The organism is Sporosarcina sp. FSL W8-0480 (assembly GCF_037963765.1).
Taxonomy (GTDB): Bacteria; Bacillota; Bacilli; order Bacillales_A; family Planococcaceae; genus Sporosarcina.
Map to the genome: position 1 here is coordinate 1517317 of NZ_CP150166.1, position 25212 is coordinate 1542528.

Annotated in this window: 30 protein-coding genes and 1 riboswitch; of the genes, 19 read left to right on the top strand and 11 right to left on the bottom strand. The window is 41.6% G+C overall.

Annotated features, from left to right (window positions below):
• The first annotated feature begins 194 nt into the window (after positions 1-194).
• The 11 genes from NSQ43_RS07865 (at position 195) to NSQ43_RS07915 (ending at position 10882) form a co-directional block, all read left to right on the top strand.
• A complete protein-coding gene (locus NSQ43_RS07865; RefSeq protein WP_339254536.1) occupies positions 195-1244 on the top strand; it encodes a 2,3-butanediol dehydrogenase in 1050 nt (349 codons plus the stop codon).
• A gap of 54 nt (positions 1245-1298) precedes the next feature.
• Complete coding sequence (locus NSQ43_RS07870) at positions 1299-1856, top strand: hypothetical protein (RefSeq protein WP_339254538.1); 558 nt, start codon at positions 1299-1301, stop codon at positions 1854-1856.
• A 90-nt stretch (positions 1857-1946) separates the two neighbouring features.
• Complete coding sequence (locus NSQ43_RS07875; protein ID WP_339254540.1) at positions 1947-2771, top strand: sulfite exporter TauE/SafE family protein; 825 nt, start codon at positions 1947-1949, stop codon at positions 2769-2771.
• A gap of 3 nt (positions 2772-2774) precedes the next feature.
• Positions 2775-4142 (top strand): bifunctional UDP-sugar hydrolase/5'-nucleotidase, encoded by a 1368-nt coding sequence (locus NSQ43_RS07880; protein WP_339254542.1) that lies wholly within the window; start codon positions 2775-2777, stop codon positions 4140-4142.
• 74 nt (positions 4143-4216) lie between these two features.
• Positions 4217-5035 (top strand): sporulation protein YunB, encoded by an 819-nt coding sequence (yunB, locus tag NSQ43_RS07885; RefSeq protein WP_339254545.1) that lies wholly within the window; start codon positions 4217-4219, stop codon positions 5033-5035.
• Between the two features lie 54 nt (positions 5036-5089).
• A riboswitch (Lysine riboswitch) is annotated at positions 5090-5265 on the top strand.
• A gap of 250 nt (positions 5266-5515) precedes the next feature.
• Complete coding sequence (locus NSQ43_RS07890) at positions 5516-7099, top strand: Na+/H+ antiporter NhaC family protein (protein WP_339254547.1); 1584 nt, start codon at positions 5516-5518, stop codon at positions 7097-7099.
• 263 nt (positions 7100-7362) lie between these two features.
• Positions 7363-8904, top strand: a complete 1542-nt coding sequence (locus NSQ43_RS07895) for a sodium-dependent transporter (protein WP_339254548.1) — start codon at positions 7363-7365, stop codon at positions 8902-8904.
• Positions 8905-8916: 12 nt separating this feature from the next.
• Positions 8917-9024, top strand: a complete 108-nt coding sequence (locus NSQ43_RS07900) for a MetS family NSS transporter small subunit (RefSeq protein ID WP_339254550.1) — start codon at positions 8917-8919, stop codon at positions 9022-9024.
• Positions 9025-9244: 220 nt separating this feature from the next.
• On the top strand, positions 9245-9553 hold the full coding sequence (locus tag NSQ43_RS07905) for a YutD family protein (RefSeq protein WP_339254552.1): 309 nt from the start codon (positions 9245-9247) through the stop codon (positions 9551-9553).
• A gap of 103 nt (positions 9554-9656) precedes the next feature.
• Positions 9657-10103, top strand: coding sequence for a DUF86 domain-containing protein (locus NSQ43_RS07910; protein ID WP_339254554.1), 447 nt, complete (start codon positions 9657-9659; stop codon positions 10101-10103).
• A 5-nt stretch (positions 10104-10108) separates the two neighbouring features.
• Entirely contained in the window at positions 10109-10882 is a 774-nt protein-coding gene (locus NSQ43_RS07915) for a TIGR01457 family HAD-type hydrolase (protein ID WP_339254556.1), read from the top strand.
• A gap of 138 nt (positions 10883-11020) precedes the next feature.
• Here the strand turns inward: NSQ43_RS07915 and NSQ43_RS07920 are convergent, their stop codons facing one another.
• Positions 11021-11257 carry a YuzB family protein gene (locus NSQ43_RS07920; RefSeq protein WP_339254557.1) on the bottom strand — a complete coding sequence of 79 codons (237 nt, stop codon included), beginning with the start codon at positions 11255-11257 and terminating at the stop codon, positions 11021-11023.
• 141 nt (positions 11258-11398) lie between these two features.
• Here NSQ43_RS07920 and NSQ43_RS07925 point away from each other — a divergent pair, with 141 nt between their 5' ends.
• Complete coding sequence (locus NSQ43_RS07925; protein WP_339254559.1) at positions 11399-12463, top strand: NAD(P)/FAD-dependent oxidoreductase; 1065 nt, start codon at positions 11399-11401, stop codon at positions 12461-12463.
• Positions 12464-12553: 90 nt separating this feature from the next.
• Here the strand turns inward: NSQ43_RS07925 and NSQ43_RS07930 are convergent, their stop codons facing one another.
• Positions 12554-12886 (bottom strand): YuzD family protein, encoded by a 333-nt coding sequence (locus tag NSQ43_RS07930; protein WP_339254561.1) that lies wholly within the window; start codon positions 12884-12886, stop codon positions 12554-12556.
• 172 nt (positions 12887-13058) lie between these two features.
• Between NSQ43_RS07930 and NSQ43_RS07935 the strand changes: the two genes are divergently transcribed.
• A complete protein-coding gene (locus NSQ43_RS07935; RefSeq protein WP_339254563.1) occupies positions 13059-13313 on the top strand; it encodes a hypothetical protein in 255 nt (84 codons plus the stop codon).
• An 89-nt stretch (positions 13314-13402) separates the two neighbouring features.
• Positions 13403-13639: a NifU family protein gene (locus NSQ43_RS07940; protein WP_060210554.1), complete on the top strand. Its 237-nt coding sequence runs from the start codon at positions 13403-13405 to the stop codon at positions 13637-13639.
• 33 nt (positions 13640-13672) lie between these two features.
• On the opposite strand, the gene NSQ43_RS07945 is transcribed toward NSQ43_RS07940, so the two are convergent.
• Positions 13673-14374, bottom strand: coding sequence for a DUF2225 domain-containing protein (locus NSQ43_RS07945; protein ID WP_339254565.1), 702 nt, complete (start codon positions 14372-14374; stop codon positions 13673-13675).
• Between the two features lie 118 nt (positions 14375-14492).
• Between NSQ43_RS07945 and NSQ43_RS07950 the strand changes: the two genes are divergently transcribed.
• The 3 genes from NSQ43_RS07950 (at position 14493) to NSQ43_RS07960 (ending at position 16795) form a co-directional block, all read left to right on the top strand.
• The gene (locus tag NSQ43_RS07950) at positions 14493-14858 is read left to right on the top strand and encodes an iron-sulfur cluster assembly accessory protein (protein ID WP_339254567.1); all 366 of its coding nucleotides are present in this window, start codon (positions 14493-14495) and stop codon (positions 14856-14858) included.
• A gap of 243 nt (positions 14859-15101) precedes the next feature.
• The gene (locus NSQ43_RS07955) at positions 15102-16319 is read left to right on the top strand and encodes an NAD(P)/FAD-dependent oxidoreductase (RefSeq protein WP_339254569.1); all 1218 of its coding nucleotides are present in this window, start codon (positions 15102-15104) and stop codon (positions 16317-16319) included.
• Positions 16320-16477: 158 nt separating this feature from the next.
• Positions 16478-16795, top strand: a complete 318-nt coding sequence (locus NSQ43_RS07960; protein ID WP_339254839.1) for a YuiB family protein — start codon at positions 16478-16480, stop codon at positions 16793-16795.
• Between the two features lie 51 nt (positions 16796-16846).
• Here NSQ43_RS07960 and NSQ43_RS07965 read toward each other — a convergent pair whose 3' ends face one another.
• The gene (locus NSQ43_RS07965; protein ID WP_339254571.1) at positions 16847-17323 is read right to left on the bottom strand and encodes a divergent PAP2 family protein; all 477 of its coding nucleotides are present in this window, start codon (positions 17321-17323) and stop codon (positions 16847-16849) included.
• Positions 17324-17478: 155 nt separating this feature from the next.
• Between NSQ43_RS07965 and NSQ43_RS07970 the strand changes: the two genes are divergently transcribed.
• Positions 17479-18993 (top strand): leucyl aminopeptidase, encoded by a 1515-nt coding sequence (locus NSQ43_RS07970; RefSeq protein ID WP_339254573.1) that lies wholly within the window; start codon positions 17479-17481, stop codon positions 18991-18993.
• Between the two features lie 63 nt (positions 18994-19056).
• The gene (locus NSQ43_RS07975) at positions 19057-19302 is read left to right on the top strand and encodes a hypothetical protein (RefSeq protein WP_339254575.1); all 246 of its coding nucleotides are present in this window, start codon (positions 19057-19059) and stop codon (positions 19300-19302) included.
• A 46-nt stretch (positions 19303-19348) separates the two neighbouring features.
• Here the strand turns inward: NSQ43_RS07975 and mnhG are convergent, their stop codons facing one another.
• Genes mnhG through NSQ43_RS08010 form a run of 7 tightly spaced genes read right to left on the bottom strand, consistent with a single transcriptional unit; the run spans position 19349 to position 25105 of the window.
• Positions 19349-19726 carry a monovalent cation/H(+) antiporter subunit G gene (mnhG, locus tag NSQ43_RS07980; RefSeq protein WP_339254577.1) on the bottom strand — a complete coding sequence of 126 codons (378 nt, stop codon included), beginning with the start codon at positions 19724-19726 and terminating at the stop codon, positions 19349-19351.
• Positions 19710-19991 (bottom strand): Na(+)/H(+) antiporter subunit F1, encoded by a 282-nt coding sequence (locus NSQ43_RS07985; RefSeq protein WP_339254579.1) that lies wholly within the window; start codon positions 19989-19991, stop codon positions 19710-19712. The genes mnhG and NSQ43_RS07985 overlap by 17 nt, the downstream gene beginning before the upstream one ends.
• Positions 19988-20467 carry a Na+/H+ antiporter subunit E gene (locus NSQ43_RS07990; protein ID WP_339254581.1) on the bottom strand — a complete coding sequence of 160 codons (480 nt, stop codon included), beginning with the start codon at positions 20465-20467 and terminating at the stop codon, positions 19988-19990. The genes NSQ43_RS07985 and NSQ43_RS07990 overlap by 4 nt, the downstream gene beginning before the upstream one ends.
• A gap of 5 nt (positions 20468-20472) precedes the next feature.
• Positions 20473-21954 carry a Na+/H+ antiporter subunit D gene (locus NSQ43_RS07995; protein WP_339254583.1) on the bottom strand — a complete coding sequence of 494 codons (1482 nt, stop codon included), beginning with the start codon at positions 21952-21954 and terminating at the stop codon, positions 20473-20475.
• Positions 21947-22288, bottom strand: coding sequence for a Na(+)/H(+) antiporter subunit C (locus tag NSQ43_RS08000; protein ID WP_339254585.1), 342 nt, complete (start codon positions 22286-22288; stop codon positions 21947-21949). Before NSQ43_RS08000 ends, NSQ43_RS07995 begins: the two co-directional genes overlap by 8 nt.
• The gene (locus NSQ43_RS08005; protein ID WP_283734456.1) at positions 22288-22710 is read right to left on the bottom strand and encodes a Na(+)/H(+) antiporter subunit B; all 423 of its coding nucleotides are present in this window, start codon (positions 22708-22710) and stop codon (positions 22288-22290) included. Before NSQ43_RS08005 ends, NSQ43_RS08000 begins: the two co-directional genes overlap by 1 nt.
• Positions 22697-25105, bottom strand: a complete 2409-nt coding sequence (locus NSQ43_RS08010; RefSeq protein WP_339254590.1) for a Na+/H+ antiporter subunit A — start codon at positions 25103-25105, stop codon at positions 22697-22699. Before NSQ43_RS08010 ends, NSQ43_RS08005 begins: the two co-directional genes overlap by 14 nt.
• Positions 25106-25212: the final 107 nt, after the last annotated feature.

A 25212-nucleotide genomic window follows, 5' to 3' on the forward strand; every position in this document is an offset into this window, starting at 1 on the left:
TTTTTGTATTTACTTACTTTTTAAATTCATAATAGCTTCCATATATTAGTCTACTTTTTACAATCATATTCTTTGTCTATATATAGATTAAGTGATATAATTATCTTGAATTAAAGATACTTTAATTTAATTCTTCAATTTCTATTTTAGAAACATCGCAGCAGATTTTTCAACAAAAATAGGAGGTATGAAGTATGAAAGCAGCAGTATGGTATGGCGAGAAAGACATCCGTGTGGAAGAGCGTGAACTAAAGCCTTTGCAAGACAATGAGGTGACAGTACGCGTAGCATGGGCAGGTATTTGTGGGTCGGATTTACATGAATATCAAGAGGGCCCGGTATTTATTCCGGTTGAAGAACCTCATGTGTTAACAGGACAACAAGCACCCCTAACAATGGGACATGAATTTGCTGGCGTCGTCGAAAAAGTAGGGAAAGACGTAACATCGGTCAAAGTAGGGGATCGTGTTGCTGTTAATCCAATGTATACATTTGGTAATAAACACGAAGATGTGGATGCATATGATGGCTTCCAATTCATCGGCTTAGGTTCAGATGGTGGATTTGCTAAATATGTAAACGCAGGTGAAAGCTTTCTTTATAAATTGCCGGAAGGTATGTCATTACAAGACGGCGCATTAGTTGAACCAACAGCTGTTGCTGTACAAGCAGTTAAAGAAGGAAATATGCAGTTTGGTGATACAGTAGCAGTATTTGGTGCTGGCCCAATCGGGTTGCTTACGATAATCGCTGCAAAAGCAGCGGGTGCAAGCAAGATTTTCGCATTTGACCTGTCTGAAGACCGCCTGCAGAAAGCTAAAGAACTTGGAGCGACACATGTATTCAATTCAGGACAAGTTGACCCTGTGCAAGCCATTAAAGAAGTTGTGCCTCATGGTGTAGATGTAGCATTTGAAGTTGCCGGTGTTGCACCGACATTCAAACAAGCAATTGACGCAACACGTGCACGTGGAACAATGGTCATCGTATCAATCTTTGCTCGTCCGATTGAATGGAATCCAATGCAATTGACGAATACTGGCGTTAAAGTTACATCGACGATTGCCTATACACCAACTACATTCCAACAAACGGTTGACTTAATCGGCACGGGGCAGTTGAAACCACAAGGCATTATCACATCTGAAATCGAGTTAGATGATATTGTTGATAAAGGCTTCGAAGCTCTAACGAATGATAAAACACAATCAAAAATTTTAGTGAAATTAAGCGGAGAAATGTAATACTCTCTGTAATGAGGCAGCCAACTTCGGCTGTCTTTTTTTGATAAAAGTAATATGCTCTGCGCTCAAGAATTGCGATTCGCGCTCAAGAATCGCGAACCGCGCTCAAGAATCGTGCTCTGCGCTCAAGAATTGCGATCAGCGCTCAAGAAGTACGATTCGCGCTCAAGAATCGTGCTCCGCGCTCAAGAATCGCGAACCGCGCTCAAGAATTGCGATTCGCGCTCAAGAATCGTGCTCTACGCTCAAGAATCGTGCTCTACGCTCAAGAATCGTGCTCCGCGCTCAAGAATCGTGCTCCACGCTCAAGAATTGCGATCCGCGCTCAAGAATTGCGATCCGCGCTCAAGAATCGTGAACCGCGCTCAAGAATCGCGAACCGCGCTCAAGAATTGCGATTCGCGCTCAAGAATTGCGATCCGCGCTCAAGAATCGTTCTCCGCGCTCAAGAATTGCGATTCGCGCTCAAGAATCATGCTCCGCGTTCAAGAATTGCGATTCGCGCTCAAGAATCGTACTCCCCGCTCAAGAATCATAATCCGCGCTCAAGAAGTACATTCCGCGCTCAAGAAGGCAAGCACTGCGAAAAAAAGCAAGCCTTCGGGACTCTAAACAAGATGCAAAATGGCAGATTCACACTTTAGACATATGCTATGATTGAATTGCACCTCGGCAGCTTGACTTTTTTGAGGAGGAATCAGTATGGCGTATATATTGTTGGCTATTATTGGTGCAATATCGGGCATAATGGGTTCGATTGTCGGGCTTGGGGGCGGCACGATTCTCGTTCCATTGACATTATTAGTTGGTATTAATCTCGGTTGGATTCCGGGCATCACTCCGCAAAGCGTAGTCGGGATTTCAGTCATTATGATGATCTTCAACGGTCTATCTTCAACCCTATCACATATGAAAGGGAAGACGGTTGATTTCAGGACGGGCTGGATCTTTTTCGCAGGCTCTATACCTGGTTTGATAATTGGTGCATTTGTGAATAAAGGAATTGACTTGCAATCATTTAATCTATATTTTGGCATTTTGCTTATTGTCCTTTCTATCCTTTTGCTTACACGTAAATATTTGAAGCCGATCAGATGGTTTGTAGATCATGGAAAACCGATTACATTTATTGATAAGAATGGAGAAACTCATGTATACGGGTATCCAATCTGGGTTGCACTCATTCTGACATTTATCATCGGATTTGCTTCCGGCCTATTCGGCATTGGAGGAGGCACGATGATTGTACCTGCACTTATTCTATTATTTTTATTCCCGCCACATGTGGCAGTGGGGACGTCAATGTTCATCGTCTTTCTTTCAGCGATTGCGAACTCCGCCACCCATATTTCATTAGGGCATGTCCCTTGGCTCTATGCTCTTCCGGTCATACCCGGCGCCTATATCGGCGGAATGATTGGAACGAAGTTAAATAAGAAGATGAATTCAGATACATTAGTTCTCGTTTTACGAATCATGCTATTGTTATTTGGAATAAGATCGATTATTGAAGGAATTTGGGGATAAACAATGCAAAACTCTTTGGAGAAAATTCATCTTTATCATACGAATGATGTCCACAGCCATTTCGACAGTTGGCCACAAATTAGTAGATTTCTCCGCTCCGAAAGAGAAAAGCATGAAGCGGGAAAGGAAGCCTGTTTTTTATTCGACATTGGTGACCATGTTGACCGTTCACATCCATTTACGGAAGGGACGATTGGCAAAGGGAATATTACCTTATTGAACCATGCGGGATACGATGCAGTGACAATTGGAAACAATGAAGGGATTACAATGTCAAAAAAGGCATTAACGAATCTTTATGAGGGCGCGGAGTTTGACGTAATCCTATGTAATTTGAAAGAAACAGATGGCTCCATTCCAAATTGGTTGGAGCCTTATCAAATATATGAAACTGAAAAAGGTACTCGAATCGGAGTCATTGGTGCAACGGCAATGTATACGGAATTTTATCAGCGACTTGGCTGGCGAATCGAAGAACCAAGGAAAGCGATACAAAGTATTGTTCATCAAGTCCAAGATGAAACGGATGTCATCGTCTGTTTGTCCCATTTAGGGATTCATGAGGATAGATTGTTGGCGGAAGAGTGCAAACAAATTGATGTCATCTTAGGGGCACATACCCACCATTTATTTATGGAAGGCGAGCTTGTGAATGAAACTCTCCTAACAGCAACTGGGAAATTTGCGGAATATGTAGGCCATATTACGATATCCTTGGATGAATCCAAAAGGGTTATCGGAAAAAAGGCTGAAGTGATTCATGTGAATAAAATGGAGCTGCTCAAAGAGGATGTAAAAGCCGTCAATACATTGATCAGTGCTGGAAACGAGGCAATGGAGGAAAAGGTGTTTTACAATGCCGAGCCGCTTAAACAGCAGCTGTTCAAAGAAAGCTCACTTTCATCGTTTTTTGGCAGGGCTATGATCGAATACACAGATGCGGATTGCGCCATGTTCAATGCGGGTATTTTCTTAAGTAGCCTTGAAAAGGGATGGGTGACGAAGCGCCAATTGCATTCAATGCTTCCTCACCCGATCAATCCATGTGTAATTTCGCTTAGCGGAAGTGAATTACTTGAAGTTTACACTCTTGCCCAGAACAAGGAGTGGCCAAAGCTCGAAATCAAAGGACTCGGTTTCCGCGGTACGCTTATGGGGAAGATGATTTTTGAAAGATTATACAAAAATAAACAAGGTGAACTATTTGCCGGAAATCGGCAAGTAGTCCCAAGTGAATCATACAAGCTTGCTACACTCGATATGTTCACATTCGGTTTCTTCTTTCCGTCATTGCAACAGGCAGAAAAAGAATATTATATGCCGGAGTTGATACGAGATCTCGTCGGTTGGTATGGAAAGCAGAAGGCATAACAGACCATTAATATGAATAGTTGTCAAGAATGAACGGCCCCTAAACTGCATAATATCATGTAGGAGGGGTCGTTTTGAGATTTTATGGGCAAGCGCCTCACAAATACTATAGGAGAAATCGTTACCGAGCCCCACAGCATCGTGGCGGGCCACCACGTAAACGCAGATGGTTTCCGATTATCTTCCCGGCAATTATACTCACTGTCGCCCTTTTTGTTTACTACGTCAATTCAAAACTCACTCCCATTTATACTTTATATGCCGAGACCCAAACAGAAAGAATCGCCGCACATGTCATCACCCAGGCCATCAAATCACGTTCAACAGTTATCTATGATACCAATGAAATCATACAAAATGTTCCAACTGAATCTTCCGGAATGGTGACAAATACACTGAATACTGAAATCATCAGAAGAACAATGGCTGAAATCCAAGGGTTGATCGAATCGCATTTGGAAATGGCGGAAAACGGAAATTTGGAAATGCTGCCACTCAGTGAAGATATCGAATACGACCCCGATAAGATGGAGAAAGATGGTGGAGTAGTATTCTTTGTTCCGTTAGGGCAGGCATTGGATCTGCCGATGCTTGGAAACTTCGGACCGAAAATTCCGATTAAGTTTCATGTCATTGGTGAAGTTCAGACAGATGTAGAAACGTTGGTAACAGAGTTTGGAATAAATAACGCAATCGTAGAAGTGAATGTATTAGTGACGGTGAATGTGCAGATCATCGTCCCGTTGGCTACTCAAAGAACCGTAGTAAAACAAAGAATTCCAGTTGCTATCGGATTGCTTCAAAGCCCTATCCCGCAAATCTACAATGGGGGAGGCGGAAATGCTCCGCAAATAGAGATTCCGTTTCCGGTTAAAGGCAGTGGCGGCCAATAAAAGGGGTTGAAAAACTTTCCGTTTACTGATAAGCTTGTACAACAAGAGGAACACCGATTAGGTAGAGGCTGCAAAGCTTATTAGTAACGGACGTTAGATTGGCATCAATGACCGCCCGTGAAAGGAAGTTTTGCCGAAGTAGAAACTGGATTGCCAATCCACTTCTGCTGGGGTCATTTCGAATAGGAATGACACTGTCATGCGAAATTGCATGATGAGCTACAGATCGTACGTTAGATAAAACATGCTATATTATCTTTCAAACGAATCGTAGAATAAGCCGACACCTGATACACTTACAAAGTGTAATGGGTGTCGGTTTTTTTCTTATAGCTTAGGGCGCTAACTAAAACAGTCATTATTTGGTTATGCTATACGGTATAGAGTGCCTTCAGCAGTTTCACCATTGACTTACATCTGCGCCCTTCGCTTTTGCTCGTTACCTTGTTCTTCAATTCAAAAAAATTGGAGGAAATTAGTATGATAGGCACTTGGGTTTCAATTTTACCGCCACTCGTGGCAATTATTATGGTATTGGCTACAAAAAGGGTCCTTTTATCACTTGGATCCGGCATTTTGACGGCTGCACTATTGGTAGCGAGTTTTTCACCGGTAGAGACGTTGAAAAATCTTTGGACAGCAATGATTGTGTCGTTTTGGGCAGATGGTGGATTGAATACTTACAACATTTATATAATGGTGTTCATCTTACTATTAGGGATCATTACAGCACTTGTCAGTTTGTCTGGAGGAAGCCGAGCGTTCGCCGAATGGGCAATCCGCCGTATCAAAACGCGTCGTGGTGCAAAGCTTCTAACAGTCTTGTTAGGCATTCTGATTTTTGTAGATGATTATTTTAATGCATTGGCAGTAGGCCAGATTGCACGTCCAATTACGGATCAGCATCGTATTTCTCGTGCGAAATTAGCTTATTTTATCGATTCAACATCCGCTCCTATTTGCGTGATTTCACCGATTTCGAGTTGGGGAGCATTTTTGATTGGTCAATTGGCCCTTATTATAGGTACAACTGCTGCGGTTAGCTATTCGCCATTATCAGCCTTTTTAATGATGGCGCCGATGAATTTCTATGCACTGACTACATTGGCAATGGTATTTTTCTTCGCATGGTCGAATGTTGATTTCTTTGAGATGAAAAAGCATGAAAAGAAAGCGCAAGAAACCGGTCAATTATTTAATCCGAATAAAGAGATTCCTGGTCAGCTGAAGGAAGATTTCCCCGTCCATTCCTATGGACGAGTAACAGACCTGATTGCTCCTATTCTTACTTTGGTTGTAGTGACGCTTAGTATGATGGTTTGGACTGGTTATCGAATTGGTGGTTCGATGAGTGTTTGGACCATTTTCGAAAATACGGATGTTCCATTGTCATTGATGACAGGTGGCCTTGTAGCAACACTACTTGCAGTCATTCTTTATATATCCCAAAAGGGTAAGAATGAGACGGCTTCCATCGGACTTATCGGCAAAGCGTTTATCAGCGGAATAAAAGCAATGATGCCAGCGATTCTCATCCTCATATTTGCATGGGCATTAACACACCTGATCGGCGTTCTTGAAACAGGACTATTTTTATCAAATGCAGTCGAACAGTCAAATGTACCTGTTCAATTTCTGCCGGTAATAATGTTTGTACTTGCGGGATTAATGGCCTTTTCGACAGGTACGTCTTGGGGCTCGTTCGGTATCCTTTTACCGATTGCGGGAACGATTATGATCAATGCCGAGCCTGAACTGCTTCTACCTTCATTAGCTGCTGTCCTTGCTGGTGCTGTATTCGGTGACCATTGTTCACCAATATCCGATACGACCATTTTATCATCGACAGGAGCAGGTTCGAATCATATGGACCATGTTTCCACCCAGCTCCCATATGCATTGATTGCTGCCGGAATTTCAACAATCGGTTACTTGATTCTTGGAGTAACAGGTTCGATTTGGATAGGATTAGGAGCTGTCATAATTGCTACAGCCGCCTTATTTATTCTATGGACTTCAAAACGTAATAAATCAGAAATGAACATTACAACATTAGCTAAGTAAATAAAAAACAGGTGAAGGATTTAACTCTCCTTCACCTGTTTTTTTGTATTCCCTAACAAGTATAATACGAGTTTATCAAACATAATTTGTGTTACTGATTATTATAACTATTGGGATATCGTCTCAGAAGTACTTATCTCTGTGCATTTCAACAATAATAAATATTTTGACAACAGTAGTCTGGGCGATTATACTAATTTATAAGATTATAATAATCTGAAGATAGTAAAAAATAACAGAATACATGTAAAGGGGGATTTATTATGGAACAGCGTTCGCAATGGGGAACAAGGGCCGGCTTTATATTGGCCGCTGTCGGTTCGGCTGTAGGGTTAGGGAACATCTGGCGTTTTCCATACGTTGCGTATGAAAACGGCGGCGGGGCATTTTTCATTCCGTATTTATTTGCACTTTTAACTGCCGGTATCCCAATTTTAATCATGGAATTCACGATAGGACATAAGTATCGTGGATCTGCACCCCTATCATTCTTCCGGATGAAAGGAAAAGGTGCTGAATGGTTAGGGTGGTGGGGAATTTTTGTATCGTTCGTCATTTCTACGTACTATGCAGTGATTATCGCCTGGGCTTTAAAGTACACGGTTTACTCTTTCAACTTGGCGTGGGGCGATGATACAGGAGGGTTCCTATTTGGAACAGTATTGAATTTAGCCGATAATCCAGGAGATGTTGGAGGACTTGTACCGGGTGTCCTCATTCCACTTATTTTAGTATGGGCGATTGCGTTCATTATCTTATTGGCAGGAGTCAAACGTGGTATCGAATTGGCAAACAGGATTTTCATCCCGACGCTTGTCGTGGTGTTCTTATTAATTGTAATCAGGGCGATTACGCTTGACGGTGCGATGCTTGGACTGGATGCCTTCTTTAAGCCAGATTTGAGTAAATTGGCGGATTCAACCGTTTGGGTAGCGGCTTACGGACATATTTTCTTCAGTCTCTCGATAGCATTCGCCATAATGATCACATATTCAAGTTATTTACCGAAAAAATCGGATCTGACGAACAATGCCTTCATCACTGGATTTGCGAATTCAGGCTTTGAATTATTAGCTGGTATCGGAGTATTCGCAGCGCTTGGATTTATGGCGACACAAGCGGGCGAGTCTGTTGCGGATGTTGCTTCCGCTGGGGTCGGTCTGGCATTCGTCGTATTCCCGCAGATCATAAATGAAATGCCGGGGATGAACGGATTCTTCGGGGTACTATTCTTCCTATCCCTTGTTCTTGCGGGGCTTACATCGCTCATTTCGATTTGCGAGACGTATATTGCAGGTTTGTCTGAAAAATTCAATATTTCCCGGTCGAAATCGGTCTTTATCGGTGTCGGGCTTGCAGCTATCATTTCTTTGCTTTTTGCAACTCGCGGAGGCTTATACTTCTTGGATGCTGCGGACTACTTCATCAATCAGTTCGGTGTTGCAGCAATTGGTCTGGTTGAAGTGTTCCTCATTGTATGGGTATTCAAGAAGCTGGACGTATTTGGAGCACATGCGAATGAAATCTCAGATATTAAAGTAGGTTTATGGTGGAAAATCTGCTTACGATTCATCACTCCACTTGTGCTTGGTTATATGATGTTCGACCTATTACGTATTAATCTATTTAAGTTGCATAAGGATGGCGAAGGAAACGTGATCGGGAATTATGAAGGGTACCCCGATGCCTTCATCATGTCGAGTGGGTGGATGGTTGCCCTATTCGCCATTGTAATGGCCATCATCTTTACTCTTTTGAATTGGAATAAGAAAGCTTTGGATTCGAACGACTACGACAATCGATAAGGGGGATTCAATATGAGCGGTGGAGCTATATTCATGATGATAGTAGGAATCCTTGTCATTTGGGGAGGATTAGCGGGCAGCATATTTTGGGCAGTATCCAAATCAAGAAGCAGAGCGTAATATAAGTGAAGTGAAAGTCTTTGAAAAGCGACCATAACTGGTTGCTTTTCTTTTGGTGTTTTTCAGTAGGAGCTGACTGATATAGGCGAGTCAATAGTTGTTGGAAGTCAGAATATATGATACATTGGCAGAAGCGATTGCTTTAATGTTAACAATGAATGATTTTACTTTCCTACATATAGATTAGTTATTTGTAAAAGTTGAAATGGCGGTGATATTAATGATAACAATCAATGAATATGAATATGAATATGAAATTGTGAGGGAATACCGTGAAGGTTTCAATGAAGAAGCCTTAATCGCAAGGTATAGTGACGTATTGTCGAAATACGATTATATTTTGGGCGACTGGGGATATGGACAACTTCGTTTAAAAGGCTTTTTTGAGGATCGTAATTCAAAAGCGACCTATGAAACAAAAATAAGCACTTTGCAGGATTATATTTATGAATACTGTAATTTTGGTTGCGCCTATTTTGTCTTAAAGAAAGTCGGAAAGGTAAAAACTCAAACTACTGAACAGGAATAGTTATCGAACCGCCAAGTAGACACAATGATGTTTACTTGGCGGTTTATTTGTGTGCGCATTATGATATGATGGTATGGTAGTTTAGAATCGGGAGGGAACGAATTTGTACTTTATCGATCGCAATAAAATCAACGAAACACTATCATACATGGAAAGCCTTTTGGAGTTGTTCGAGGGGCATCAAAAATGGAATTCAGACAAAGTCCATGCATTGGCCCTTCAACGAATTGCCCATACAGTCGTTGAGTCAATCATCGATGTTGGTAACTCAATGATTGACGGATTTATCATGAGGGATCCTGGCAGCTACGATGACATCATCGATATTATGGAAGACGAGAAAGTCATTACAACCGAAATGTCCGTCCCGCTTAAAAAGGTCCTTGGACTTAGAACAATGATTGTCCGTGAATTTGTTGAAGTTGACAATGAAGAAGTTGAGTCAGTACTTAATGAAACAAAAGAAGTTATTAAGACTTTTCCAGAAAAAGTTCGTTATTATTTGGAGAATGAACTCGGTCCAGTTTCTGCGTTCAGCCCAACGGAGTAATGACAATGGATCGCTATAAAGCAATTTGCCTTGACCTTGATGGAACGGTATATAGAGGGGGCAAAGTGATTCCCGAGGCTTTGAACTTTATTCATGAACTTCAAAACAGAGGCATCGAACCTTTCTATATTACGAATAATTCATCCGCAACAACAGAACAGTTTCAAATTAAACTTCTTCAACTTGGCATTGAGGCGCGAACCGATTCCATAATAACTTCTGCGGTTGCTGCGGCAAAATATTGCAAGGAACATTTTAATGGGGCATCCGTAATGATGATCGGTGAAGAGGGACTTCAGGCTGCATTGATGGCTGAAGGGTTTAAACTGACCACGGAAAGTCCAGACGTTGTAATTGTCGGTATCGACCGCGGTATTACATATGAAAAATTGGCGAATGCAAGTTTAGCACTACGTGCCAGTGCAGAATTTATTGCAACGAATGGTGACAAAGCTTTCCCAACTGAAAAGGGCCTTATCCCGGGGAATGGTTCTTTTGTAAAGCTTCTTGAAACGACGACAGATAAAACAGCAACATATGTGGGAAAACCAGAACCTCATATGCTTCATTTCATCCAACAAAAGGGTTTTCGAAAAGAAGAAATGATCATGATCGGCGATAATTATGATACCGATATCCAAGCGGGTATACGTTTCGGTATCGACACAGCCTATGTTGAGGGTGGAGTGACAAGCGCTGATGTGGTAAAGGAAAAAGCCTATCAACCGACTTACCTATTGAGGAATTTAAGTGAATGGAATAGAAGTGAGCCGCAATAAATTGCAAACGGGTTCGGTTAATGGGGAAAGCGTCCGGCTGGAACACAATCAACGGTTTTAAGCAGTTCAATATCTAATATAAAAAGGCTGTCACAGACGGTCAGTTTTTACTGACTTTCTGTACAGCCCTTTTTGTGATTAGAACAACGGATTCTCCTCAATAAATTGATATATTTTTTCCGTCAATTCCTCAGGTGTGTCCGCCTCGACAACTTCCCCGTTGACTAAGGCGTATAAACCTTGAGCGCATAATGTACAATAACTTAGACAACCATATTCAAGAACATCTATATTTGGATCCTTTTCTAACACTTCCAATGTTTTCTGTGAACCGTTTGCAAGATTACTCATGCAGAATTCTACGATCGGATTCACTGCGATCACCTCACCCTACTTGGCATGCTACTCTCTTTTTCATTCGCCGTCAAATGGGATGTCTTATTGTGAAAAATCTCACAAACTGTTATAATCTATCTGAGAACATATCGGAAAACTGTTTATTAAAAGGAGAAAATAATGAGAAAACTTGTCTTATTAGGTGCAGGGTACGGTAATATGCGAATTTTGCTCCGTCTACTCAACAAAGAACTGCCAAGTGACCTGGAAATTACATTAGTGGACAGGACTCCATTTCATAGCTTGAAGACAGAATTCTATGCATTGGCTGCAGGAACGGTTCCCGATTCGGAAATCCGTGTTGCACTACCATCCCATGAACAACTAAATATCGTGGAAGGTGAAATTGCCGCCATTAAATTGGATGAAAAAGTAGTCAGTCTTAGTAATGGTGAAGACGTTCCATATGATGAACTTGTAATTGGTCTTGGTTGTGAAGATAATTATCATGACGTTCCGGGAGCTGCTGAATACACACACAGTATCCAGACAATCGGACAATCAAGAAATACGTATCAGTTACTGCAAGGTCTTGGTGGAGGGGCGACAGTAGGGATCGTAGGTGCGGGTCTAAGCGGTATTGAACTCGCAAGTGAATTGCGCGAAAGCCGTCCAGACTTGAAGATTAAATTATTTGACCGAGGGCCACGGATCCTAAAGGATTTCCCTGAGAGATTGAGCAATTACGTGAAGGATTGGTTTGATAAGCACGAAGTTCATGTTATCTCCAATTCGAACATAACAAAGGTCGAAGAAAATGTCCTTTATAATCATGAAGAAAGCATTCAAGTCGACGCAGTCGTTTGGACCGCTGGAATCCAGGCGGTATCGATTGTGCGTGAATTGGATGTGGAGAAAAACAGAGGACGTGTAGTATTGAATCAGTACCACCAAATCCCAGATTATGAAGATGTCTACGTCGTCGGGGATATAGCTGCATTGCCACACGCCCCAAGTGCACAACTTGCGGAAGAACAGGCAGAGCAAATTGTACGAGTACTACGCCTCGTATGGAGTAAAGAACCATTGCCAAAAGAAATGCCGGAAATCAAGCTAAAGGGCTTCATGGGCTCCTTAGGTAAGAAACAAGGATTTGCCTATCTTGCAGACCGAACCGTAACAGGCCGAATCGCTCGATTACTGAAATCTGGAGTACTCTGGATGTACAAATGGCATAATGGGTAAGCTGGATAATAAGTGAAAAATCCCTCCCTCGTATTTTACGGGGGAAGGGATTTTATTTTCTCATTTATATTGAATTATTATCAATAAAGTTTATGCTTGCTCCACGTATCCGTGTTTTTCCAGTGCGTTAAAAACAGGTTTCAACTGAATATAGCCTTCGCCGATTACTTCTTCCCCGATACGCACAAGAGGATAGAAATACTCATCATTCAAAATTTGCTCAGCGATTTCTTTCTGTGCGGAATCCTCGATTTCAGATTCAATATCGATATAATCAATGTCAAAAGGCTGCCCCGGATACTTTCTCGCAATCGCGGCTTGCAACCATTCGTATGTATCTTTTGAAGAGGGTGCATTGACACAGCTTGCGCAAATGATATCTGCCCCATAAATTTCGATTTTCACCTTTTGTTTCTGCTCCATGATCATAACTCCTCCCGATTCTTGATTAGGTTGAAAGTCAACCCACTAACTATCAGTTTATCAATATTCACAAGTTTTGCAATCAGTGAACGAAAATCAGTAACGAATGCATTTTTATCGAAAAACAACAAACACTAATGGGAAACAAAACTGCCAAGGAGTGTGGCTACCCATGAAGAAGTATATTTCACTACTTATATTTGTTACACTGCTGTTTGTTATGCTTGAACCTGCGTTTGCTAATAAGGGTAGAAAGTTTTATGAGCAGGCTGGGCAAATTTTATGGGATATAAACACGGATGAAAAAGTCATTGCTCTTACATTTGACGATGGGTTTGTGACAATCTCTGAAATGATGGAGATACGTGCGAAAAATAACAGTGGTGATAAGCATGTGGATTTGGATGAAACAAACGATCCAAAATAGTGGAAAGCGTTATTCGGGTATAATTCATTTGTCTTTTAAGCAGCACTTACCTTATAATGAGTATAAAGAAGAAAGGGGAGAAATAAACAATGACTGATACTGCTATGATGGAACCCGTACAAGAAGTTTTAAATAAATTGCGCCCATTCCTCCTTCGTGATGGTGGAGACTGTGAACTTGTTGATATCGAAGAGGGAGTCGTAAAGCTGCGCCTATTAGGAGCTTGCGGAACATGCCCAAGTTCGACAATCACATTGAAAGCTGGTATTGAAAGAGCATTGCTTGAAGAAGTACCAGGAGTCGTTGAAGTAGAGCAAGTGTTTTAATAAATAATGCAAAAAAGAGCGGGCTGATAATATTCAGTCCGCTCTAACTTTTTCTTGCTGTTTATGTTCCCTGATCTCCTGCCATCTTTCTTTCGCCATTTCAATAAGATTCGGCTCGATTGAAGTCCGTTGCCTTTCGATAACCCGTGAAAAATTCCGGACAGCTTCCTCATGATCGCCAATTTGATGTGACAACTCTGCCATTAAGTATATCACCCGCGTTTCGGACATTTGCGTGCCTACATAATCTTCTTCCATATATGCCTTCGTATATAAATCACGTGCGATTTTTTTGAACCTCTTTTCCGATTCAACATCATTCAAGTCATTGTAAAGCCATGCGATTCTAAGAGTGATTCCTGCAATCGTTAATGGCTTCTCCTTTTTAACAGTAGCACTTATATAGGCAAGCTTATAAGCTTCGATCGCCTCTTCAATAGTCCGCTCACCACCGAACGAGCGACTGTTCCAGCGTGAAGTTATGGCCTCTTTGATATCATTTTTAACTCCATCGGCAAAATATGGGGAAAAGTCGTCCGTAAATGCAAATCCGCAATGTGGACATACTGCTGAATTATATAAAATCGGATATACCGATGGGTCTTGATAAATCGGTTTGAAGTCGCTTTCATGCTTCACAACACGGACATAGCGTGATCGAATTTTTGTTGTATTGAATTTCTCTTTACAATTCAAGCATACCATTTCCCTTAAAAACGAGGAACTTACTTCCATTTCACGTCACCCCTTCTACTTAAAAGTATAACCTATTTCGACGTAAACCGAGTAAATATGATTGCGTTATGGGTAAAATCATTGATATGATAGTTAAAAAGCGGGAAGGTGGATGTAAATGACACAATACGTTGAAATTACTGAAGCTGCGGCGTATCGCGTTAAGGAAATGATGAAGCATAATGGTGAAGAGGGATCATTCCTACGTGTCGCCGTAAACGGTGGTGGATGCAGTGGATTGACATATGGGTTAGGATTTGAGGAAGTTAAATCAGAAGATGACTACTTATTATCCCAACATGGAATTGAAATCATTGTAGCTAAAGACGATGCAGGAATTTTAGAGGGAACAAAAGTTGACTATAAAGAATCTCTAATGGGCGGCGGTTTTACGATTAATAATCCGAATGCCATCGCTTCATGCGGTTGTGGGACGTCATTCAGAACTGCTAAAAAAGTTGGAACACCACAAACATGTGATTGACATTCAGCACTCTCTTTCATCCATTTGAACTAAATTGTTCATTTGAATGAAAGAGGGTCTTTATTATTATCGGCGTTTAAATATATTATTAATAAAGTATTGAAAAGCCTTATCAAAAAGGCTACTATTGAATAGTAGAAGTTTGTCGAAATAGAGGCAAATGCCAGGACTGAGCAAATCGACGTATGAACCGATTTACATCGGACCCGGCACATAATAAATTCAAAGGTGGTTTCGATTTTCGTGAAAAGACCGACAATCTTAGTATTAGGTGCGGGTTACGGTGGCTTATCCACAGTTGTCAACTTGCAGAAATCGATTGGCGCTGACGAGGCTGATATCGTACTTATCAACAAAAATGATTACCATTATGAGTCTACTTGGTTGCATGAAGCGGCTGCAGGAACACTTACTCCAGAGCAAGTTCGTTATGACATTAAAGATGTTATCAACCCTGGAAAAGTGAAATTTGTTAAAGCTGAAGTTCAAGCAATCGATATTGAAGGCAAGGTTGTCACAACTAACGTCGGTACGCATACTTATGACTATCTTGTAATTGCTTTAGGTTTCGAAGGGGAAACATTTGGCATTACAGGTTTGGACAAATATGCATTATCCATTGCTAACGTGGAAGCTGCGCGTCATATCCGTGATCATATCGAATATCAATTCGCAAATTGGTCACTTGATGAAGTTAAAGATGATAGCAGATTGACAATTGTTGTTGGTGGTGCAGGATTCACTGGAATTGAATTCCTTGGTGAACTTGGAAACCGTGTACCAGAACTTTGTAAGGAATATGATGTGCCAGCAGAAAAAGTACGCGTCATTTGCGTAGAAGCTGCTCCTATGGTATTACCAGGCTTCGATCCTGAGCTTGTCGACTATGCGGTTAGACAATTGAAAGCAAAAGGAATTGAATTCTCCATTGGTACACCAGTCGTAGAAGCAACTCCAGAAGGTGTCAAGATTAAAAAAGGCGAAGATGAATTTGAATTCATCAAAGCCGGTACTGTCGTTTGGGCGGCCGGCGTTCGAGGCAACCGTCTGATTGAACAAACTGGAATTGAAAACATGCGTGCGCGTGTTAAAGTAGATAAAGATCTACGTGCACCTGGACATAAAGACGTATTCATCGTCGGTGACTGTGCATTGATGATCAACGAAGAAATCAACCGTCCATACCCACCGACTGCACAAATCGCTATGCAACAAGGTGATATGTGTGCGAATAACATCATCGCATTGATCAAAGGCCAACCTACGGCTGAATTTACTCCTGACCTAAAAGGAAGCATTGCTTCTTTAGGTGACGACGATGCAATCGGTGTTGCTTTCGGTAAGAAATTGATGGGTAAAAAAGCTTCATTCATGAAAAAAATGGTTGATAACCGTTCCCTGTTCATGATTGGCGGCATTGGACTAACACTTAAAAAAGGTAAATTCAATTTACTTAAATAATTAGTACCGATAACAAGTAAAAACACCTGCCATTTGGCAGGTGTTTTTTCAAAGGACTCAATTCCAACAAATTGTTGAAGTGGCCTAATATAATTGAAAGCTTGTATCCATTCCTGTAAAATGGTTAATGGAAAATGGGGGTATACACTTTGGGAACAATGACATTGACGCATTTCGTTTTATCAATAATAATTTTCATGGTGATGTTTTTCGGAATCGGCTTCCTATTGAATATGTTACTTCGAATGACTTGGTTAATGGCCATCATTTACCCTATCGTCGTAATACTTATTATCGATGAAGTAAGATTCTTCGAGTACTTTACAAAGCCAAGCTATTCATTTGGCCTGTTAGGTGATAAGCTTGTGTCCTTGCATGCAGCAGATATTATAATCCTTGTTAGTGGCCTTGTAGGCGCAATCATATCTGGGTTTGTCATGAAACTACTGCGAAAACAGGGATATCAGATGTTTTAATGAGAATGAAAAAGAAGGCGACTCCACTGAACTGGAGAGCCTTCTTTTTTGTTAGACGATAAATGAGTAAGTGACGACTGAAATAAGAATCCCTGTCATTGACCCTGCGAACACTTCACTTGGCTTATGACCTAATAGAGTTTTCAATTCCATTATCTTCTGCTGTCCATCTTTTTGAGGCCAGCCTTTCACTTCCGTGACAAAAGTCTGAAAGTCCACCCGCATTTGATTAATAATCAACGCTTGCTGTCCCGCTTGATAACGAATACCAGTCGCGTCGAACATAACAATGACAGCAAATATAGCGGATACTGCAAATAATGGAGATCCTAACCCAACCTCATAGGCAATTGCAGTAGTTAACGCCGATACGGCTGCTGAGTGCGAGCTTGGCATCCCGCCTGTCGACGTCATCAATTTCCAATCCAACTTCTTCGTAAAAAGAAAATGAATCGGGATCTTCACGAACTGAGCGAAAAATATCGCAAAAAATGCCGCAAGGAGCGGAGTGTTTTGCAATAGGGCCATGAAGTCCACTCCTTTTCTAAAAAATGAAAATGTATAGTTAGTATACCATAACAAGTGATTTGGATAATAGATAATACGGAATTCGAATTATTATTATTGGCTAAAGGGCTTGTTAGTATATAATAGAGGATGTATGAAAACAGGGAGGTAGTCAAATGAAAGCATCATTTATTGAACCTGAATTTACAAATTTGAAAAGTGAAGTGCTTGTCGTCGGGGTTCCTGAACACTTAGAGAATGTGGAAGGATGGGAAACCTTCGCAAATTCATTCAGCCCACGTCTGATGGATTGGATAAAGTCAGGGGACATCAAGTCCGACTTCAAATCAATCGTGAAGATGCCTGCACTTCAAGAAGGTACATATGAAAGAGCATTTTTCATCGGTTTAGGAAACACTAAAAAATTGACTGTAGACCGTCTGCGCCAAGTTTTCGCGGCGTTGGGGAAAGAACTGAAAGCATCAAAAGTTGCATCAGCAAGCATTTGGACAGCACCGTTTACTAGTGAAGAACTATTATGCGAAGATGTCGTCTTCGCTGCGGCAGAAGGTATCGGAATGGGATCCTACAAATTTGAAGGGTTCCGTACAGATTCAAACGAACGGGATGTTACACTCGAATCGGTGACATTCTTAACGCGTGCAGACGCAGAAGAATTGAAGGCAGCGTTCGAAGTAGGAAGTGTCTATTCTAATGCGGTGAATGAAGCCCGTAATCTCGTCAATATGCCGCCGAATATGCTAACAGCAACTAAAATGGCTGACTATGCAAAAGGACTTGCTGAGAAATACGATTTTGAAATTGAAATTTTAGGCAAAAAAGAGATGGAAGAGCTTGGAATGGGTGCCATCCTTGCTGTCAATAAAGGTTCCGTTGAAGAGCCAAGATTGATCGTTCTGAAATACGCTGGTACTGATCAGTGGGAAGACGTTGTCGGCTTAGTCGGAAAGGGTGTCACCTACGACACTGGCGGCTATTCACTGAAACCGCGTGAAGGTATGGTTGGCATGAAAGGCGACATGGGTGGCGCTGCAGCAGTTTTAGGCGCAATGAATATTATTGGCGAGCTACGTCCAGCGAAAAATGTAATTGCCGTTATTGGCTCGACAGACAATATGGTATCTGGTGAAGCATTCAAACCGGATGATGTTATTACGTCACTTAGTGGCAAAACGATTGAAGTATTGAACACAGATGCTGAAGGAAGACTCGTTCTTGCCGATGCTGTAACATACGCAAAGCAATCGGGAGCAAACTATCTAATTGACGTTGCAACACTTACTGGTGGCGTCATCGTCGCTTTAGGTAATGATAAGACAGGCGCATTGACGAATAACGAGGAATTCTTTGAAGAGTTCATGCAAGCTTCTATGGAAACTGGAGAATTCGTCTGGAGACTTCCTTTAACTGAAAGTGATAAAAAACGCATCCGTAAAAGTGATGTTGCAGACCTTAACAACTCACCAGGCCGTGATGGGCATATGATTTTCGGCGGTGGATTTGTTGGAGAATTTGCAGAGGATACGCCTTGGATCCACCTCGATATCGCAGGTACTTCCGATGCATCTGCAGCACATGATCTTGGTCCGAAAGGTGCCACAGGTGTAATGGTGCGTACACTCGCAACAATCGTCGAACGAATGGCCGATAATGAAGGTTTAAGCGAATAATAGGCATTCATCCCTCGACACTTCGCCCGTCTTGAATAGGATAGGTGAGAAAGGGGGATAAAGATGTCACGACATTCGAGAGGCTATGGACGACATGATGGATTTTTTGGAAATCAAGGATTTGGTTTTGGTTTTGGCGGACCATTTTTAGGGGGGTTAGTTGGAAGCTTCCTTGGAAATGCAGTTTTCCCTAACAGCTACGGATACGGGTATAACCAACCGTTTGGCTATCCATATTATTATCCTTATGGTTACGGTTACGGTTACCCTCCGTATTACGGCTATCCTCCATACGGCTTTCCATATTAATAAAAACACCCGGCAATCCTCAATAGGGATGCCGGGTGTTTTTTAGTTAATCTTTAAGTCGTTGTAGATTGTCCTTCTTTGCTTCTTCGACAGCTTCTCTCAAATCGTTATCAACCGTTTCATCGGTAGGTTTAACACCTGACATATAAGCAGCACGTCCCATTAAATGGCCTCCAACCGGTGAAGTGATAAATAAGAATAAAATCCCTAATAGAAGCTGAATACTGAAATGGCCTTCTTTCAGCCAAAAATGCAAGAAAACACCAAGCAATATACTAAGAACACCAAGTGTGGCACTTTTTGAAGCCGCATGTGCCCGTGTATACACGTCAGGCAAACGGAGAATGCCAATCATCGTAACGATTGTGAAGATGATACCAACAATAATAGTAGTAACGATAAGAATATTAGCGATTACGATCATGTTCGATAATTTCTCCTCTCTCAATGAACTTGGAGAATGAAACTGTACCGATAAATGACATGACTGCAATCAGCAAAATGACATCGATGAAAAAGGTTGTTTCAAAAAGAATTGAAAGTAACGCAATAGCCGAAATGAGCATGACGCCTATTCCGTCAAGCGCGATAAGTCGATCAGGAATCGAAGGTCCACGGAATACTCGGTACATGATTCCGATCATCGATAAAACAACAAGGATTAGACAGATCCATATGAAAGTCATCATGCTCGGCTCACCTCCATAATTGCTTTTTCAAACGAGTTTTTAATGGAATCGATTGCTTCATCAACATCTTCTACATCAATCGCATGGATATAAAGTGTGCGCTGATCATCTGAGACGTGCAGCACAATTGTCCCAGGCGTCAATGTGATCAAGCTTGATAATAACGTTATTTCCCACTCCTGCTCCAATTCAGTAGGCATCGCAAAAATCATTGGACGGAGTTCCAATTTTGGACGAAGCACAAGCAAAAGAACCGAAATATTAGATAGCGTAAGTTCTTTAATGAAAAGGAGAGTCAACTTAATAGCTGCCCATACCCGCCATATATAAAGCCTCGAGTTGAAAAAACGCCTTGTTATGAAAAGCAAAAGCAACCCAATCAAATACCCAATGATAAACGTACTCGCGGTCAGTGAGGAGTTCATGAACATCCAAACGACGGCGATGAAAAAATTCAATAAAATTTGAAATGCCAATGAGCTCACTCCCCTAAGACCGCATTAATATAGATGGATGGGTCTAATAATACATCTGTAGCGTCTGTCATGTATGGAATCAGCCATTCGGTACCAAGTCCATACAAGATTGATAGTACGACAAGAACGATTGCTGGAATCATTAATTTTGCATAAGATTTTCTCTCGGTCTTAGGAAGCCCCACAGGTTCTCCCCAAAACGCATAAATGAAAATCCTCATGACAGATAGTAGTACAACAAGGCTGGATGCAAGAATGATGATACTTCCCCAGAGATTACCGGCCTGGAAAGCCCCTTGGGCAATGAGAAGTTTACCGATGAAACCGCTCAACGGCGGAATGCCGGCTAAACCAAAAGCGGCGATCAAGTAAAACCATCCTAAAGGGGCATGGGTTTTCATTAACCCGCCCATTTTACGTAAGTTGGATGTTCCCGTTACGTAAATGATGATTCCAATCAAAAGGAACAAAGCTCCTTTAATGAGCATGTCATGTATCAGGTAGAAAATTGCGCCTGAAATACCCGCTTCATTCATTTGTGCAGCACCGAAAAGAATAACTCCTACCGCGATTACTATGTTGTAAATAATAATCTGTTTCAAGTCGAAATAGGCGAGTGCGCCAATGCAACCGGCGATAATTGTTAGGATGGATAGTACCATTAATATTTCATGGGTAAACCCGGTGTCATGAATGAAAAACAACGTGTATGTCCGCATTATTGCATAGATGCCGACTTTCGTAAGTAATGCACCGAATAAGGCAAGGACTGGAATAGGTGGTGCCGCGTATGAACCTGGCAACCAGAAGTAAAGAGGGAAAATTGATCCCTTTATTCCAAAGACGATCAGCAATAGAACCGCAATAACAGTTATTATGCCAGGTTGTCCAATCTCAGTGATTTTCACGGATATATCCGCCATGTTCAATGTGCCAACAACTGAGTACAGATAAGCAACCGTAATGACAAATAATGCAGAAGATACGATGTTAACAAGTATGTACTTAATGGATTCGCGTAATTGCTTCTTCTCGCCACCAAGGACGATCAATAGGTAAGAAGCAATGAGCAATACCTCGAAAAAGACAAACATGTTGAAAATATCGCCTGTTGTAAAAGCGCCGTTCACACCAGTCACCATGAACAGAATCCCAGGATAGTAGAAAAAGCGTTCCCGTTCCGTTCCAATTGATGTAAAGCTGTAAATGACAACGAACAATGTGATTATGAGTGTCGTTGTCACAAGCAATGCCGAAAGCATGTCTGATACCATCGAAATTCCGAACGGAGCTGGCCAACTTCCGAGGGTAACAACTTGTACACCTTCTGTTCTTATCGTTATCAATAGAAAGAACGATGCAATGAGACCAAGCGTGACGCCGATTACTGTTATGATACGCTGCATCATCACGTTTTCTTTAAAGAACAGTAAAAGAATCGCGAAAAGGAAAGGAATTATGATCGGGAATAGTAGTAGATTAATCATGTTCGTCATTTCCTTTCATTTGATTCATATCATCAGTTTTATGGACGGCATAAGCACGGTAAGCCATTACAAGCATGAAGGCAGTAACTCCGAAACTGATGACGATTGCCGTCAAGATGAGCGCTTGCGGCAGCGGATCGGCAAAGTCCGTTACACCTTCAGCCAATACCGGTGGGGAGGCCCCGCCAAGACCACCCATCGTAAGGATGAGAAGGTGAGCACCGTGGCTTAATAATCCGGTGCCGATTACAATTTTTATAAGACTTCTTGATAGGATCAAATAAACAGCAGCAGTAAACAGAACTCCGATTAAAATTGCCATTAACAATTCCATTACGAATCTCCTCCAATCGACTGGATGATTGTAATAGCCGATCCGACTACAACAAGGAAGACTCCAGCGTCAAACACCATCGCTGTATGCAGAGATGTTTCACCGAATAAAGGAAGGGTGAAATAATCAAAAGCATGCGTGAAAAATGGGACGTTGAAAAATATAGCACCCGCCGCAGTTCCAAGCGCTAAGAGCAAGCCGATTCCAGTCATGATCGTGAAATTGAAAGGCAATGCTTTTTGAACTGTCTTCAAATCAAATGCAAGCAGTAGGAGTACGATGGCCCCGGTCGTCAGCAAGCCACCGACAAATCCGCCGCCAGGTGTGTAGTGCCCTGCAAAAAAGATGTGAATGGAGAAAAGGAAAATGATGAAAAACACCACTTTAGTTGTCGTCTGTAAAATGACATCATTTGTTTTCATCCGGATTCTCCTTTCTTGCAAGTCGTAGTTTAATCATTCCTAAGACGCCGATCCCCGCAATTGCCAAAACAGCGATTTCAAATAATGTATCAAATCCACGATAATCCACTAAGATGACATTGACGATATTGCCTCCGCCAGCTTCAGTCGCAACAGTATCCTTATAATATTGTGAAATTGATGCAACGAGCTTTTGTGAATGGGATGACAAGGCGACCAATGTAACAGTGACACCAATTCCAAGTGCGATGATGGCGTTCACTAATTTAGTGCTTTTCTTCTCACCGTGGTCTGAAAGCTTCGGCAAATGCTGAAACGCAAGAAGGAACAACGCAACCGAAACTGTTTCTATGACCAATTGTGTAAGCGCTAAATCAGGCGCTTTAAAAATGACGAAAAAGAGAGCAACTGAATAGCCTACAGCCCCAAGCGAAATAATCGCGCCGAGTCTTGTCTTGGAAAGTAAAACGAATGCAACAGCTAACAATAGGATAATGGCGTTAATTACCCCATATGCACTAACCTTTGAAAAACTGTCCATGTCGACGACAAAAGCATCCTGGATAAAGAGGACAGCTATCGTTGTAACGGAAATAAACGCGAAAATATAGAGCAAATACGTGCGGATGAGGCCAGTCATATAGAATCGCGATAGTCGATTCATCCCTTTTTCGCTGAAGTTCATTGTTGAATCATATAATGAATTCAATGATAAGTATTCAGGCTGGACATCGTAAACCTTCTGCCATTTTGATAAGGATAAATACAGAAGTCCACCGATAATAATAATGCCAACCGTCATCCATAACTCAGGTGAAGCGAAGCCATGCCATGCGGAAACGTGGACCGCGACTTCAGAAGGATGCCCATATTGATACGGCTGAATTGCCATGACAGCTGGTTTTACAAGCCATTTCCCTACAACATTCGGTATGAAGAAAATCACAACGACAAGTGTTGCAAGGATTACTGGAGAAATAAGCATCTTAGCCGGTGCTTCATGAGGCTGAAGCGGAAGCGGTATATCTGTCCTCTTTCCAGCGAATGTCTTAAAAACAAAGTAGAAACTATAAATAAAAGTGAATACACTTGCAATCCAAGCGATAACCGGGAAAATTACTCCCCAAGTTGCAAAATTGAATAGCTCAAAATGGCGGATCGCCAACATTGATTGCAAGAACATTTCTTTACTTAAGAAACCGTTGAATGGTGGAAGACCAGCCATTGACATTGAACCGATGAAGGCAACTGTGAAGCTGACTGGCATGATACTCATCAACCCACCAAGTTTCCTGATATCCCTTGTCCCTGTTTCATGATCGACAATACCAGCAATCATAAAGAGACTACCTTTAAATGTTGCATGGTTTATCAAATGGAAGATTGCAGCAAACATTGCAAAGGAGAATATAGCTTCATTCGTATGGAAAGTTATTGCCCCCGCGCCTAAAAGTGACATGATCAACCCTAACTGACTGACGGTAGAGAAAGCAAGTATCGCTTTCAGATCTGTTTGCTTTACGGCGAATAATGAACCCCAGAACAACGTAAGTAGTCCAATGCCTGTCACAAGCCATATCCAAATTTCAGATGCAGCAAAAATCGGTGTGAAGCGGGCTACAAGATAGAGTCCCGCTTTCACCATCGTTGCCGAGTGCAAATAGGCACTGACTGGTGTTGGCGCTTCCATTGCGTCTGGAAGCCAGATGTAGAACGGGAACTGTGCGGATTTTGTGAAAGCTCCAAGTAAAATGAGGACAAGTGATAAAATGAAAAACTCATGTCCGACAAAATTTGAAGAATTCGCGATCAGCTCACGGATGGAGTAAGTTTCACCCATAATACCAAGTAGGATGAATCCCCCAAGCATCATCAACCCACCGAACACGGTTATCATCATCGATTTCAAAGCGCCGAAACGTGAACGGTCGCGAGTATACCAATAACCAATAAGCAGGAATGATGAAATGGATGTTAACTCCCAAAACAGGTAGAGAGAGATGACATTATCCGATTGAACAACGCCTAACATAGCGCTCATGAAGAGTAGGAGATAAACGTAAAAGTTACCTAATTTCTCTTTGCTTCTATCAAGATAAAAGATGGAGTAGAGAACGACTAATGAGCCAATTCCAGTAATGAGCAACGAAAACAACAAGCTGAGCCCATCAATATAAGAAACAAAAGAGATACCGAGCGAAGGGATCCATTGTAGCTCTGAAACTGCATGTCCACCGTCCATTGTTGTTCTAATAAACGTCATATAGTATGCGAATAACAGAACAGGTACAAGAAGTACGAACCAACCAGTATGTATGCCTTTTATCCTTTTAAAAAGCGTGGGGACAAAAAAAGCCGCCAAGATTGGCAGGAAAACCAATAATACAAATTCCAAGTAAATCCTCCTTCCGATAAAAAGAATCATTATTCTACACATTGTTTAAAAGTATAACGTAAAAACGGACCGAATGCATAGGTAATAAACTGGTTTTGTTGCGAATT

What these genes read in the sequence shown, in the direction of transcription:
- NSQ43_RS07935 (WP_339254563.1), top strand. Translation starts at nt 13,059, where the DNA reads ATGAAGAAGTATATTTCACTACTTATATTTGTTACACTGCTGTTTGTT.
- NSQ43_RS07950 (WP_339254567.1), top strand. Translation starts at nt 14,493, where the DNA reads ATGACACAATACGTTGAAATTACTGAAGCTGCGGCGTATCGCGTTAAG.
- NSQ43_RS08005 (WP_283734456.1), bottom strand. Translation starts at nt 22,710, where the DNA reads ATGAAAACAAATGATGTCATTTTACAGACGACAACTAAAGTGGTGTTT.
- NSQ43_RS07865 (WP_339254536.1), top strand. Translation starts at nt 195, where the DNA reads ATGAAAGCAGCAGTATGGTATGGCGAGAAAGACATCCGTGTGGAAGAG.
- NSQ43_RS07925 (WP_339254559.1), top strand. Translation starts at nt 11,399, where the DNA reads ATGAGAAAACTTGTCTTATTAGGTGCAGGGTACGGTAATATGCGAATT.
- NSQ43_RS07870 (WP_339254538.1), top strand. Translation starts at nt 1,299, where the DNA reads ATGCTCTGCGCTCAAGAATTGCGATTCGCGCTCAAGAATCGCGAACCG.
- NSQ43_RS07985 (WP_339254579.1), bottom strand. Translation starts at nt 19,991, where the DNA reads ATGATGACTTTCATATGGATCTGTCTAATCCTTGTTGTTTTATCGATG.
- NSQ43_RS08000 (WP_339254585.1), bottom strand. Translation starts at nt 22,288, where the DNA reads ATGGAATTGTTAATGGCAATTTTAATCGGAGTTCTGTTTACTGCTGCT.
- NSQ43_RS07895 (WP_339254548.1), top strand. Translation starts at nt 7,363, where the DNA reads ATGGAACAGCGTTCGCAATGGGGAACAAGGGCCGGCTTTATATTGGCC.
- NSQ43_RS07915 (WP_339254556.1), top strand. Translation starts at nt 10,109, where the DNA reads ATGGATCGCTATAAAGCAATTTGCCTTGACCTTGATGGAACGGTATAT.
- NSQ43_RS07975 (WP_339254575.1), top strand. Translation starts at nt 19,057, where the DNA reads ATGTCACGACATTCGAGAGGCTATGGACGACATGATGGATTTTTTGGA.
- NSQ43_RS07930 (WP_339254561.1), bottom strand. Translation starts at nt 12,886, where the DNA reads ATGGAGCAGAAACAAAAGGTGAAAATCGAAATTTATGGGGCAGATATC.
- NSQ43_RS07900 (WP_339254550.1), top strand. Translation starts at nt 8,917, where the DNA reads ATGAGCGGTGGAGCTATATTCATGATGATAGTAGGAATCCTTGTCATT.
- NSQ43_RS07905 (WP_339254552.1), top strand. Translation starts at nt 9,245, where the DNA reads ATGATAACAATCAATGAATATGAATATGAATATGAAATTGTGAGGGAA.
- NSQ43_RS07995 (WP_339254583.1), bottom strand. Translation starts at nt 21,954, where the DNA reads ATGATTAATCTACTACTATTCCCGATCATAATTCCTTTCCTTTTCGCG.
- NSQ43_RS07945 (WP_339254565.1), bottom strand. Translation starts at nt 14,374, where the DNA reads ATGGAAGTAAGTTCCTCGTTTTTAAGGGAAATGGTATGCTTGAATTGT.
- NSQ43_RS07880 (WP_339254542.1), top strand. Translation starts at nt 2,775, where the DNA reads ATGCAAAACTCTTTGGAGAAAATTCATCTTTATCATACGAATGATGTC.
- NSQ43_RS07875 (WP_339254540.1), top strand. Translation starts at nt 1,947, where the DNA reads ATGGCGTATATATTGTTGGCTATTATTGGTGCAATATCGGGCATAATG.
- NSQ43_RS07940 (WP_060210554.1), top strand. Translation starts at nt 13,403, where the DNA reads ATGACTGATACTGCTATGATGGAACCCGTACAAGAAGTTTTAAATAAA.
- mnhG (WP_339254577.1), bottom strand. Translation starts at nt 19,726, where the DNA reads ATGATCGTAATCGCTAATATTCTTATCGTTACTACTATTATTGTTGGT.
- NSQ43_RS07970 (WP_339254573.1), top strand. Translation starts at nt 17,479, where the DNA reads ATGAAAGCATCATTTATTGAACCTGAATTTACAAATTTGAAAAGTGAA.
- NSQ43_RS07890 (WP_339254547.1), top strand. Translation starts at nt 5,516, where the DNA reads ATGATAGGCACTTGGGTTTCAATTTTACCGCCACTCGTGGCAATTATT.
- NSQ43_RS07965 (WP_339254571.1), bottom strand. Translation starts at nt 17,323, where the DNA reads ATGGCCCTATTGCAAAACACTCCGCTCCTTGCGGCATTTTTTGCGATA.
- NSQ43_RS07960 (WP_339254839.1), top strand. Translation starts at nt 16,478, where the DNA reads ATGACATTGACGCATTTCGTTTTATCAATAATAATTTTCATGGTGATG.